12 protein-coding genes are annotated in these 12331 nt (G+C 58.2%); 8 read left to right on the forward strand and 4 right to left on the reverse strand.

The features are described from left to right. A partial coding sequence (locus tag AWX27_RS20855) for a transketolase-like TK C-terminal-containing protein (protein ID WP_072270094.1) occupies positions 1-319 on the forward strand: 319 nt, incomplete at its 5' end. Between the two features lie 50 nt (positions 320-369). On the opposite strand, the gene nudK is transcribed toward AWX27_RS20855, so the two are convergent. Then, positions 370-945 carry a GDP-mannose pyrophosphatase NudK gene (nudK, locus tag AWX27_RS20860; protein WP_025303814.1) on the reverse strand — a complete coding sequence of 192 codons (576 nt, stop codon included), beginning with the start codon at positions 943-945 and terminating at the stop codon, positions 370-372. 234 nt (positions 946-1179) lie between these two features. Here nudK and AWX27_RS20865 point away from each other — a divergent pair, with 234 nt between their 5' ends. The 3 genes from AWX27_RS20865 to AWX27_RS20875 all read left to right on the forward strand — a co-directional run bounded on the left by AWX27_RS20865 (position 1180) and on the right by AWX27_RS20875 (position 5556). After that, positions 1180-2832: a M60 family metallopeptidase gene (locus AWX27_RS20865; RefSeq protein WP_154618202.1), complete on the forward strand. Its 1653-nt coding sequence runs from the start codon at positions 1180-1182 to the stop codon at positions 2830-2832. A 253-nt stretch (positions 2833-3085) separates the two neighbouring features. Further along, positions 3086-4762 carry a nitrate/nitrite two-component system sensor histidine kinase NarQ gene (narQ, locus tag AWX27_RS20870; protein WP_060424800.1) on the forward strand — a complete coding sequence of 559 codons (1677 nt, stop codon included), beginning with the start codon at positions 3086-3088 and terminating at the stop codon, positions 4760-4762. Between the two features lie 161 nt (positions 4763-4923). Beyond that, complete coding sequence (locus tag AWX27_RS20875) at positions 4924-5556, forward strand: response regulator (RefSeq protein ID WP_049197963.1); 633 nt, start codon at positions 4924-4926, stop codon at positions 5554-5556. A gap of 32 nt (positions 5557-5588) precedes the next feature. On the opposite strand, the gene AWX27_RS20880 is transcribed toward AWX27_RS20875, so the two are convergent. Then, positions 5589-5867, reverse strand: a complete 279-nt coding sequence (locus tag AWX27_RS20880; protein ID WP_004941750.1) for a winged helix-turn-helix domain-containing protein — start codon at positions 5865-5867, stop codon at positions 5589-5591. A 293-nt stretch (positions 5868-6160) separates the two neighbouring features. Between AWX27_RS20880 and acrD the strand changes: the two genes are divergently transcribed. Then, positions 6161-9298, forward strand: coding sequence for a multidrug efflux RND transporter permease AcrD (acrD, locus tag AWX27_RS20885; protein WP_060424802.1), 3138 nt, complete (start codon positions 6161-6163; stop codon positions 9296-9298). Positions 9299-9425: 127 nt separating this feature from the next. Here acrD and ypfM read toward each other — a convergent pair whose 3' ends face one another. After that, entirely contained in the window at positions 9426-9485 is a 60-nt protein-coding gene (gene ypfM / locus AWX27_RS25435; protein ID WP_100396732.1) for a protein YpfM, read from the reverse strand. 216 nt (positions 9486-9701) lie between these two features. Here ypfM and AWX27_RS20890 point away from each other — a divergent pair, with 216 nt between their 5' ends. Together AWX27_RS20890 and AWX27_RS20895 are read left to right on the forward strand one after the other, a co-directional pair. Continuing rightward, positions 9702-10181 (forward strand): tetratricopeptide repeat protein, encoded by a 480-nt coding sequence (locus tag AWX27_RS20890; RefSeq protein WP_060424804.1) that lies wholly within the window; start codon positions 9702-9704, stop codon positions 10179-10181. A gap of 9 nt (positions 10182-10190) precedes the next feature. After that, on the forward strand, positions 10191-10622 hold the full coding sequence (locus AWX27_RS20895; protein ID WP_060424807.1) for a GNAT family N-acetyltransferase: 432 nt from the start codon (positions 10191-10193) through the stop codon (positions 10620-10622). Between the two features lie 7 nt (positions 10623-10629). On the opposite strand, the gene AWX27_RS20900 is transcribed toward AWX27_RS20895, so the two are convergent. Next, positions 10630-11055 carry a GNAT family N-acetyltransferase gene (locus AWX27_RS20900; RefSeq protein WP_060424809.1) on the reverse strand — a complete coding sequence of 142 codons (426 nt, stop codon included), beginning with the start codon at positions 11053-11055 and terminating at the stop codon, positions 10630-10632. Positions 11056-11584: 529 nt separating this feature from the next. Here AWX27_RS20900 and AWX27_RS20905 point away from each other — a divergent pair. Continuing rightward, positions 11585-12136 (forward strand): helix-turn-helix transcriptional regulator, encoded by a 552-nt coding sequence (locus tag AWX27_RS20905; protein ID WP_060424811.1) that lies wholly within the window; start codon positions 11585-11587, stop codon positions 12134-12136. Positions 12137-12331: the final 195 nt, after the last annotated feature.

Genomic DNA, 12331 nt, shown 5'->3' on the forward strand with positions numbered 1-12331 from the left:
CGAAGTGGGCATCACGGTGGAAGCGGCGGACAAGCTGACCGCGGCGGGCCGCAAGGTGCGCGTGGTGTCGATGCCGTCAACCGACGCGTTCGACAAGCAGGATGCGGCGTACCGCGAGTCGGTGTTGCCGGCGGCGGTAACGGCGCGCGTGGCGGTGGAAGCGGGTATCGCGGACTACTGGTACAAGTACGTGGGCCTGAACGGCGCCATCGTGGGCATGACCACCTTCGGTGAGTCGGCGCCGGCGGAGCAGCTGTTCGCCGAGTTCGGCTTCACCGTGGACAACGTGGTGGCCAAGGCGCAGGCGCTGCTGAAGTAAGCGGCCTGGCGCAAGCCGATAAAAAAGCCGGTCATCGTGACCGGCTTTTTTTATGCCATCACCCGATGAATCTGCAAATATTGCAGCAGCATGATGGTCTTGCCGTCTTTAATGCGGCCGTCGGCGATCATCGCCACCGCTTCGCTGAACGGCAGTTCGATCACTTCGATATCTTCATCTTCAATGCCGCCGCCGGCCGCGCGCCGCTCATCGTCATGGTATTCGGCGATAAAGAAGTGCACGATCTCGGTCACGCCGCCCGGCGACATGTAGGCTTCGAAGATTTTCTTGACCTCGCTCACCTGGAAGCCGGTTTCCTCCACCGCTTCGCGGCGCGCGCACTGCTCCGGCGAATCGGCGTCCAGCAGGCCGGCGCAGGCCTCGAGCAGCATGCCGCTTTCGTTGCCGTTGACATAAGTCGGCATGCGGAACTGGTTGGTCAGCACCACCGTGCCCTTGGCGCGGTTGTACAGCAAAATGGTGGCGCCGTTGCCGCGATCGTAGACCTCACGCACCTGTTGCACCGAACCGCCGTTTTTGCGTTTCAGATCGAACGTGTACTTGTGCAGCACATACCAGTTGTCCGACAGCAGCTCTTTCTTCACATTCTCAATTTTCGACGACATGCCCTTTTCCCTTGAGTAGCAACCTGAAGATCATACCGCGATTGCGCCGCGCCGCGGCAGACGATTTGCAACAAAACATCATCTCTCCCAACGGTACCCCAACCTGAAATCATCTTAAAGTAAGTACATCTAAGTAGCGGAAAACCTGAAAAAAAACCATAAGGAAGAGCGCCAATATCATCCTAATAACACGAGCCTACTTTATTTTTCAACGCCTCTTTAGGGAAAACCAACGTGAAACTGACTCATCGCTGCTTGTTACCGTTAAGCCTTTTATTGATGGCCAGCGCCGGCGCCGGCGCCCACGCGGCGGACTGCGCCAACGTGCCGGAATGGACGGCTAAAACCTACGCCATCAAAGGCACACTGGTCATCAAGGACAATGCGCTGTTCGCCAATAAATGGTGGGCAGAAAAGCACCATATCCCCGGCGTAGCCGGTTGGGTTGGCGAACCCTGGCAAAACCTCGGCCAGTGTACCGCCCAGGAAGCCCCCTGGTGGCAAGCCTACGCCGAGCAGGAGGGATTCAACGATGCGCTGCGTTACATCGGCACCAGCCTGGACGCGCTGAATCAAAACGCCGAACAGGCGCTGGCGGACTCGCAAGATGCCCGCACGCCGCTGTATTGGCTCAAGCGCACCATGCAGATGTACCCGTCAGACACGCCAAATGTCTACCGGCTGCCGATCGTTCACGCCGCAAGTTGGTACAACTCCTTGTATGGCAGCATGGCGCGCGGAATTTTCTTCTACACCCGTACGCTGGGGAATCAGGGCGACAGCGTCACGATCAAGACCGGGGCCATTCCGGCAGGCAGCTCATGTTTTGCGGCGACCAGCGCCCGTTTCGATAATGTCGACAGCATCTACTCGGAAAAACGAAAGCTTGATGCCAACAAGGAGACCACTTATACCTTCGCGCAAACCGGCGTACTGGCCTTAGGCTGCAGCCATCCGCAAAAACAGCAAAACGGCGAATTGGTCCGGTTTGAGGTGAGCGGCGGGGGCGACAGCAACCTGCACATTCTCGGTCAAAATACGCAAGGCGACTGGGAGCAACAGAAGGCCGGCGCCAGCATCCTGGGCGGCGTCGTGTTGTATGACGGTAAATCCAATCACTTCGTACCGAAGAAAATCACCGACAAAACGCAGGAGATCATCAATAAATCGCTGGGGGAAAGCCTCAGCATTGCCGCGCTGTATGAAGCGGTGAACGGCATGGATGGTACCCACGAGATGTTCACGGCGTCACAGGGCTCCCTGTTCCTCAACTACAGCAAATGCTGCAGCGCGGAATACCGCGAGGGCGCGGTCAACGTCGGTTTCTTCGCCGACAAGACCACCCGCGCCAATGCCGCTCACTGGGGGCTCTGGCACGAACTGGGGCACGAGAACGAGCCGCAGTGGGAATACAACGTGTTCCCCGAAGTGCAGGTCAACCGCTATTCGGTACTGGCCTGCCGCATGCTGTCGGAACGTAACGATTTTGACTATGGCCCGACCTGCAAACTGGGGGCAGACAAAGAGTGGGATCGGGATGCGGTGCGTAAGTTCCTCGCTTCGGAAGTGCGCTACGACGAGTTCCCGAAGCAGCAGCACGATCTCGCACTGGGATTCTTTACCCATCTGCTGCACGCTTATGATGAATCCTTCTTCCCGCGCATCAATCAGGAACGGTTGAAGCAGGCCTTCGCGGCACCGGGTAACACCATGCAGGATAAATATAAATACGTCTTCGGCACGCCGCAGAAGGTCATCGACTTCAGCGTGGTCGTCTACAGCCGGGAGGCGGGGCAGGATCTGCGCGAGTACTTTACCCGCTGGGGGTTGCGCTTCAGCGATGCTGCGGCGAAACAGGTTGCCGCGATGCATCTGCCGACGCCTTGACCGGCAGTGACAAAAACCGCCGACGAGGAGCCTTGCGCAAGATTTGATCCACGCTAAAGACAAATCGCCGGAGGAAACCAGCCCGCCGCTGAACATCGGCGGGCATTTCGCTATTCATTTGATTATACGACGACAATTGTTCCCGTTTTGTTGACAACTTGATACAAATCGCGGTGCATTTTAGTTGCAAAAGTTATAGTTTTGCTTTCGAATGAAACTGGCGAAGCGCCTCACCTGAGAGAAGGATCCATGATTGCTTGTTAAACGTTCCGTGACCGGCAGCCTGGCCAGAGCGCTGTTCGGCATCGTGATACTGTCGGTGCTCGCCACCGGGTTGGCGTTGACCACCGTCGCCGGCAGCCAGAGCGACGCCGAAGCGATCAATATCGCCGGTTCGCTGCGCATGCAAAGCTACCGGCTGGCCTTCGATCTCGACCAGCAGAGCCCGGAGCTGGAGCTGCACCTGCAGCAGTACCGGCAATCTTTACAGACGCCGGCGCTGCAAAAGCTGGCGCGGTTTTACGTACCGGCCGAGGTGCGGAATCACTATCTGGCGCTGCAACGGGCATGGCAAACGATGGAGCGCCAGATCCGCGGCGGGCAGGCGGCCGCCTACCGGGCGGAGGTCGCCGGCTACGTCAACCGCGTCGATCATTTCGTTTCTGCCCTGCAGCGCTATTCCGAGCTGAAACTCACCCTGGTGGCCGCCGTCAGCGTGATCGGTTACGCCGCCATCATTGGCCTGGTGCTGTTCTGCATTCGCTTTATGCGCCGCCAGGTGGTCACGCCGCTGCAGCATCTGGTCGACGCCAGCCAGCGCGTGCAGCAGCGCGACTTCAGCCACCCGCAGCTGGACGTGGCGCTGCCGAACGAGCTCGGCGTGCTGTCGCAAACCTTCAGCGCCATGTCGGACGAGCTGGCCCGGCTCTATCAGTCGCTGGAGCTGAAAGTGCAGGAAAAGACCCGGCGCCTGCAGCAGGCCAACGAAACGCTGGAGGTACTGTATCGCTGTTCGCAGGCGCTGAGCGTGCGCCAGATCGATCAGCAGGCGTTCGAGAATGTGCTGCGCATTGTGCGCCAAAGCGAACGGCTGCGCTGCATCCGGCTGAACGTGGCGGACGACCACGGCCAATGGCAACTGAACGAAGGGGAACCGGCGCCGACGCAAGCCTGGAACACGCTGCCGATCACCCAGAGCGACAAACCGCTTGGCGAGCTGCGTTGGCAGCCCGAGGCGCACCCGCCGCATCCTCATCTGATGCAGAGCCTGGCTAACATGCTGGGCCGCGGCGTCTACTTCAACCGGGCGCAAAAGCAGCACCAATATTTGCTGTTGATGGAAGAGCGCGCGACCATCGCCCGGGAGCTGCACGATTCGCTGGCGCAGACGCTGTCGTTCCTGCGCATTCAGCTTACGCTGCTCAGGCGCGCCACCGATGCGCCGGCGGCGCAGGTGATTATCGACGATTTCGATCGCACGCTGGCCGATGCCTATCGCCAACTGAGAGAATTACTGGCCACCTTCCGTCTCAATATTCAGGAGGCGGACCTGAACGCCGCGCTGGAGCAGCTGTTGCAGCCATTAAAGGCTCTAACCCCCGCGCGGATTCAGTTACACTGTCGGCTACCTTCGCAGGCGCTCAATGCCCAGCAGCAGGTGCACGCGCTGCAGATCGTACGCGAAGCGGTGCTCAATGCCGTCAAGCACGCCGGGGCGAATGAAATCACCCTGTGCTGCGAAGTCAACGCCGCAGGCGGCAACGTATTCAGCATTATCGACGACGGTTGCGGCATCGCCAGTCTGGAGGAACCGGAAGGGCATTACGGCTTGACCATCATGAGCGAACGCGCGGCGCGATTGGGAGGAACGCTGCACATTCGGCGCAGAAACGGCGGCGGCACGGCGGTCTGCCTGACATTCCCGCCCTGACCTCGCCGCTGTTCACTTTGCGTTACGGCTGCCGCCGGGCAGAAGGCCGCCCGGGGAGGTTTGCGGCGAAGATTGCCGCTATTTTTGAAGAGACAGTCCCACTGTGAAGCACGCCCCAGGGCGCGTTTGAGTGGCTTTACTTGCTACAGGGAGCATATTTCATGGTGATGAAGCAATACCGAGTCATGATCGTTGACGATCATCCGTTGATGCGGCGCGGCATCAAACAACTGCTGGGACTGGATGCGCGATTTGGCGTGGTGGCAGAGGCCGGGAACGGCAGTGAGGCGGTTGCGCTGGCACTGCAGCACACGCCGGACGTGATCTTGTTGGATCTGAACATGAAAGGCATGTCCGGGCTGGACACGCTGCGGGCCCTGCGCGACGAAGGCGTGGATGCGCGCATCATCGTGCTGACGGTTTCCGACGCGCGCAGCGATCTGTATGCGCTGATCGACGCCGGCGCCGACGGCTACCTGCTGAAGGACAGCGAGCCGGAACAGCTGCTGGAACACATCAGCGCCGCCGCCGAAGGGCAGAACGTGATCAGCGACGCCATGGCCGACTATTTGCTGGCGCGCGGCGAGCAACGCGATCCCTTCGCCGCCTTGACCGAACGCGAGCTGGACGTCTTGCAAGAGGTGGCGCGCGGCCTGTCCAACAAGCAGGTGGCGGCGCAGTTGCATATCTCTGAAGAAACCGTGAAGGTGCACATCCGCAACATACTGCGCAAGCTGGACGTGCGTTCTCGCGTGGCGGCGACGGTGATGTACCTGGAGCACAAAAGTCAATGATCGCCCCGCCCCGGCCAATGCGCCGGGGCAGCTTACTCGATGGCGCTGAGCAGCGCCTGATGATGCTGGTGCACCCAGCTCTTGTTGAACGGCCCCCAGCTTTCCAACTGATAAAAACCGTCGTTGTTGCGCACGCCCTGCTGCACGAACTGCAGCTCGACGCCCATGCCGGGCAGCGCCTTCAGCACATCCTGCAACGTGCGGCGCGGCCAGCCGGTCAGCGCCATCAACCGCGGCACATTGGGCCGCTCACTGTGGCTGATCAGCCAGCACAAATAAAGCCGACGGGCAAATACCGGGTTAATTCCCATGCCAAGCTCCTGCTGTAAGGTAAGTCCAGTTTTTACTTTCCGGTTCCCTGCGGCGAAGAGATGCGCAAGGCCTTTGATAGTAATAAAAATGTCTTAATAGCGTACAATTACCGACGCCAGTACACCCACGCCGTTTTCCGCTACCGTTATTTACACTATCTCCTTTTTTTCTCCACGCTTTCCTCGGCTATCCCGAGTAAAGTGCAATAGCGCCGGAATCCTTCCCTGCCGCTGAAATGCATAATTCTGATGCGTTTTAAAGATAGAACAAGTCATAACGAGGTTCGCGCTGCATGGCCAATTTTTTTATTGATCGCCCGATTTTTGCCTGGGTGCTGGCAATTATTCTTTGCCTGACCGGGGCGTTGGCGATTTCTTCCCTACCGGTAGAACAATACCCGAATTTGGCGCCGCCGAACGTGCGCATCAGCGCAACTTACCCAGGTGCTTCGGCGCAAACGCTGGAAAACACCGTTACCCAAATCATTGAACAGAATATGACCGGCCTCGACAACATGATGTATATGTCGTCGCAGAGCACCAATACCGGCCAGGCCACCGTCACGCTGACGTTCGAAGCCGGCACCGATCCCAACGAGGCGATGCAGCAGGTGCAAAACCAGCTGCAGGCGGCGATCAAACGTCTGCCGCAGGCGGTGCAGAATCAGGGGGTCACGGTGTCGAAATCCGGCGACACCACGCTGATGATGGTGGCGTTCGTCTCCACCGACAACAGCATGGACAAGCAGGACATTGCCGATTACATCGTCTCCAACCTGCAGGATCCGCTCAGCCGCATCAACGGCGTCGGCAGCATGGACGTGTACGGCTCGCAATACGCCATGCGCATCTGGCTCGATCCCAACAAGCTCAACAGCTACCAGCTCACGACCCAGGACGTGGTCAAGGCCATTCAGTCGCAGAACGCCCAGGTGGCAGTCGGCCAGCTGGGCGGCACGCCGTCGGTCGACAAGCAGGCGCTGAACGCCACCATCAACGCCCAGTCGCAGCTCCAGACGCCGGAACAGTTCCGCCAGATCACGCTGCGGGTCAATCAGGACGGCTCGCTGGTGACGCTGGGCAACGTCGCCACCGTCGAACTGGGCGGCGAGAACTACAACTACCTCAGCCGCTACAACGGCATGCAGGCCGCAGGCATGAACATCAAGTTGGCCTCCGGCGCCAACGAACTGCAGACCGACCAGCTGGTGAAGGACAAGATCGCCGAGCTGTCGCAGTACTTCCCACACGGGCTGGAGGCCAAGGTGGCCTATGAAACCACCCCGTTCGTCAAAGCCTCGATCAAGGACGTGGTGAAAACGCTGCTGGAAGCCATCCTGCTGGTGTTCCTGGTGATGTACCTGTTCCTGCAGAACTTCCGCGCCACGCTGATCCCCACCATCGCCGTGCCGGTCGTGCTGATGGGCACCTTCGCCATCCTTTCCGCCTGCGGCTTCAGTATCAATACCCTCACCATGTTCGCCATGGTGCTGGCGATCGGCCTGCTGGTGGACGACGCCATCGTGGTGGTGGAAAACGTCGAACGCGTGATGAGCGAGGAAGGCCTGCCACCGCGTGAGGCCACGCGCAAATCCATGGGGCAAATCCAGAGCGCGCTGGTCGGCATCGCGCTGGTGCTGTCGGCGGTATTTGTGCCGATGGCGTTCTTCGGTGGCACCACCGGCGCCATCTATCGCCAGTTCTCCATTACCATCGTCTCCGCCATGGTGTTGTCAGTGCTGGTGGCGATGATCCTGACCCCGGCCCTGTGCGCCACGCTTCTCAAACCGATCGCCAAGGGGCACCATCACGGCAAGCGCGGCTTCTTCGGCTGGTTCAACCGCATGTTCAACCGCAACGCCGAACGCTATGAGCGCGGCGTGGGGCAGATCCTGCACGCCAGCGGCCGCTACATGGTGATTTATCTGCTGTTGCTCGGCGGCATGGCGCTGCTGTTCATCAAGCTGCCGACCTCGTTCCTGCCGCAGGAAGACCGCGGTATCTTCACCGTACAGGTGCAACTGCCGGCGGGCTCCACCCTGCAGCAAACCTCTAAGGTGGTGGAAAAGGTCGAGCAGTACTTCCTGACCGAAGAGAAACAGGATGTGGTGTCGGTGTTCGCCATCATCGGCTCCGGCCCGGGCGGCAACGGCCAGAACGTGGCGCGCCTGTTCGTGCGATTGAAAGACTGGGATCTGCGCACCTCGGGCGCCAACAGTTCGTTCGACATCATCGATCGCGCCACGCTGGCATTCAACAAGATTAACGAAGCGCGGGTGATCGCCAGCAGCCCGCCGGCGATCACCGGCCTCGGCAACTCCTCCGGCTTCGATATGGAGTTGGAAGACCACGCCGGGCTCGGCCACGCCAAGCTGATGGCGGCGCGCGATCAGCTGCTGCAGCTGGCCGGGCAAAACCCGCTGCTGTCGCGCGTGCGCCACAACGGCCTGGACGACAGCCCGCAGCTGCAAATCGATATCGATCAGCGCAAGGCCCAGGCGCTGGGTGTGTCTATCGACGACATCAACAACACCCTCTCCACCGCCTGGGGCTCGACCTACGTCAACGACTTCGTCGACCGCGGCCGGGTGAAAAAAGTCTACGTGCAGGCCGCGGCGCCGTTCCGCATGCTGCCGGATGACATCAACAAATGGTATGTACGCAACAGCGCAGGCGGCATGGTGCCGTTCTCGGCCTTCGCCACCTCACACTGGGAGTACGGCTCGCCGCGGCTGGAGCGCTATAACGGCAGCTCGGCGCTGGAGATCGTCGGCGAGGCGGCCAACGGTGTCAGCACCGGCACCGCCATGGAGGAAATGGAGAAACTGGTCAGCCAACTGCCGACCGGCTTTGGCCTGGAATGGACCGCAATGTCCTATCAGGAACGGCTGTCCGGCTCACAGGCGCCGGCGCTGTACGCCATCTCGCTGCTGGTGGTGTTCCTGTGCCTGGCGGCGCTGTATGAGAGCTGGTCGATCCCGTTCTCGGTGATGCTGGTGGTGCCGCTGGGGGTGATCGGCGCGGTCGCCGCCACCTGGCTGCGCGGCCTGGAGAACGACGTTTATTTCCAGGTTGGCCTGCTGACCATCATTGGGCTGTCGGCGAAAAACGCCATTCTGATCGTCGAGTTCGCCAATGAGCTGAACCATAAAGGGCAGGATCTGATGTCCGCCACGCTCGATGCGTCACGCATGCGTCTGCGGCCGATCCTGATGACCTCGCTGGCGTTTATCTTCGGCGTGCTGCCGATGGCCACCAGCAGCGGCGCCGGTTCCGGCAGCCAGCATGCGGTCGGCACCGGGGTCATGGGCGGCATGATCTCCGCCACCCTGCTGGCCATTTTCTTCGTGCCACTGTTCTTCGTACTGGTGCGCCGCCGTTTCCCGGGTAAAGCGCATCCGGCAGGCAATACGACGGCCGCCGGGGAGTGATCCGCGGGATATAAAAAAAGCAGCGTCGGGTGAACCGATGCTGCTTTATTTCGAACGGTAATCTCGTTCCCAAGGTGTTTCAGTGACGCTCCAATGACTCAACCTTGCCATCTGCTTCAACGCTGTGTCAGTTGCCCAACATCTCATCAATGAAGTCTTTCCAGTTTCCTAATTCACGATCAACCATAATACTTTACAACCTCAATTATTTGACGAAGCGGATTCTACGCCTGTTTTTTGACCATGTGAAGGGAAACGGGAACGATGCCGGGCCCGGAAACCGGGGTTAGCGCACATTTTCGTATTTATCTGATCAATACTCAGTGCAGCTATTCCCTTGTGATATCAATTTCTCCACGATAGCGTGTAAAAGGTATAAAAATACGCCAATGGAGCGCCGATCATGTCCACCTCTTTGTCTCTTTCACAGCTGAAAACGCAGGGCCGCTATCAGGAAGCCACTGCACTGGCGCTACGGCAGCTGGCAGCAGAACCGGAAGCGGCGATGCTGCACTTTCAGCTGGCCTGCCTGTATGACGTACAGGGTCTGGAGCAACAGGCCATTCCCTGCTACCTCGCGGCGCTGGCCCGCGATTTGCCGCCCGCCCAGCGCCGCGAGGCCTGGCTGGGCCTCGGCAGCACCTACCGCGCCCTGGGAGAATACCCGGCTTCGCTACGGGCTTTCGACGATGGCCTGACCGAGTTCCCGCAGGCCAACGAGCTGATGCTGTTTCGCGCTATGGCGCTGTACAACCTGGGCGAAAATAAACGGGCCGTGGCCGATCTGTTGTTGCTGTTGGCGGACACCTCGTCAGACCCCGACATCCACGGCTATCAGCGCGCCATTCGGCACTATGCCGCCGATCTCAATGTTATTGGTTAGAGGAAAACGATGGAAATTGTCACCGATCTGAACCGCCGCGCCATCGACTGGCAGCGGCTGTGCGAATTGCTGGAGGCAGCCGGACTGGGCAAGCGCGATCCACACACCCTGCGGCGCGTTTACCAACACAGCCAGTTTTGCTATTGGGGGTTTATCGGCGACGAGCTGATCGCCACCGCGCACGCCATCAGCGATCTGACCTCGGTCGCTTACCTGGCCGACGTGGCGATCGATCCGCGCTTTCAGGGACAGGGATTGGGGCGCCGGTTGATGGATCGGGTGATGCAAGACCTGGCGCCGCTCGGCAAGATTTTCATCTATTCCGTCCCGGAAAAGCTGGCCTTTTATAAAAAGTACGGCTTTCACGATTTGACCACCGGCATGGTGTATGCGGACAGCGCCTCCCTGCAGCGCCTGCAACAGGGAGGCTACGTGCGTTAAACGCGCTTCACAGGGTTTTGCTCATAAAGATACGGCTAGTCCCCGGCGGCAAGCAAGGCACTTCGCCCATGCGTTGCCAGCCATGCCGTTGATAAAAGTCCGGCGCCTGAAAGCTGATGGTGTACAACACGGCGGAAAGGCAACCGCGCCGGCGACCTTCCTGTTCGAAGCGGCGCAACAGTTCGCTGCCCAGCCCCGCGCCGCGCAGCGCTTCCGGCAGATAAAAGAGATCGAGAAACAGCAGCCCTAACGATGAACGCCCGGTAATTCCCCCCAGAACCTCCCCACTGTCGGGATCTTTTACCACCACCGCCAGCGGCAGACGATCGCCGTAGCCGATCTGTTGATCATTAAAACGGTCCAACCCCTCCGCAATACAAGACGTTATTTCCGGCGTTACCCGATCGGAAATTTCGATATGACATTCTTTCACGCCAGCTCTCCGTATCAACCGCCCACATTACGCGCTGTTCGTCGCTCAAAACATCGCATTTTCTTTGTTTAGATTTATCTTTATCTCAATTTTAAACCGAATTTCCGCATAAACTCATAGACTGTCTTTCCACCGTTCAAAATAAAACCGCCATCGCGGCAAGAAAACAAGAAATATCTTAGTTATTAACCCATTAACGAAATCAGCCACGCTATAAGTATCGATAAAAACGATCGAATTTACTTTTGTGATAGGTGACATCTATGTTAATTCCTTTTAATAACCTGAGTATTAATAGAGGATTTCTATTCTATTAAACCGTCTCCGGCTAAAGGGCCGGCTAAAAAGCAGATTTACTCTTTATAAATCATGTTAGTATATGAGACTTTCCTTATTTGCCGCCGCCGAGAGAGAGCCTCCGCCTACGCGACAAGATAAGTTCAATGTGAAATTATTTAGATTGTTTCTTTTTTTATGTTTTAAGATATCGATCCTCACCGGGAAATAGAAAGTAAAGGACTATAATAAAATGGAAATTGATATTTTCAGCGATTGTGCCTATACCAGCGTCGGCATCCGACAACTCATTAAGCAAACCTGGGCGGAAAAACGCGCACCGGCCGGCTTTAGCCGCAAAAGAGTCTGCTTCATCGATGTCACCATCGCCAATTTTGAAGCGCGTTACCGCGATGAATATGCCAACCCCAACACCTACAAAATAGTCATTATCACTGACTGCCCGCATGAAATGGTGATTGTCGACAGAAAGACCATTATATTATCAAACCTTATATCATTGAGCCGTTTTAGCCACCTGATCGGCGACTTATATAAACGTTACAGCCACTATACCGAGCCGCCGCAACTGTCCCAGCGTGAGTCACTTTTCCTCTCGGAATGGTCGACGGGAAAATCGCTGGCCGATATCAGCAGTGCCATGAATATCAGAAATAAAACCGCCAATCATTACAAGTCACGAATAATGAAAAAACTCGGCGCCAGCCGGATAAAACCGCTATTGCACATTACCCGCGTGCGCTGTTTAACCGATCGTTTAAACATAAGAATAAATAAAGAGTAACGCCCTCTTCTTCAGATTCGCATTTGCGGCTGAACGCCTTCGCCGGCATCTCTTCGAGAGCACCGCCGGCGAAGGCCGCCGCTCCGCCACGTTGCCTCTCCCTCTCCCAGGCACCCAATCGCACCTCGCCCGCATCGTTGTCTGGATCTCGCCGCCGCTTTACTGGCATTATCTCTGCTATCGCCGGGCGGCGAG

Source organism: Serratia sp. 2880STDY5682894 (assembly GCF_001537385.1).
Classification (GTDB): domain Bacteria; phylum Pseudomonadota; class Gammaproteobacteria; order Enterobacterales; family Enterobacteriaceae; genus Serratia; species Serratia nevei.

Excerpts from the sequence above, each read along its gene's own strand:
- nudK (WP_025303814.1), bottom strand. The coding sequence starts at position 945 with ATGTCGTCGAAAATTGAGAATGTGAAGAAAGAGCTGCTGTCGGACAAC.
- AWX27_RS20875 (WP_049197963.1), top strand. The coding sequence starts at position 4,924 with ATGGTGATGAAGCAATACCGAGTCATGATCGTTGACGATCATCCGTTG.
- AWX27_RS20880 (WP_004941750.1), bottom strand. The coding sequence starts at position 5,867 with ATGGGAATTAACCCGGTATTTGCCCGTCGGCTTTATTTGTGCTGGCTG.
- acrD (WP_060424802.1), top strand. The coding sequence starts at position 6,161 with ATGGCCAATTTTTTTATTGATCGCCCGATTTTTGCCTGGGTGCTGGCA.
- AWX27_RS20890 (WP_060424804.1), top strand. The coding sequence starts at position 9,702 with ATGTCCACCTCTTTGTCTCTTTCACAGCTGAAAACGCAGGGCCGCTAT.
- AWX27_RS20895 (WP_060424807.1), top strand. The coding sequence starts at position 10,191 with ATGGAAATTGTCACCGATCTGAACCGCCGCGCCATCGACTGGCAGCGG.
- AWX27_RS20905 (WP_060424811.1), top strand. The coding sequence starts at position 11,585 with ATGGAAATTGATATTTTCAGCGATTGTGCCTATACCAGCGTCGGCATC.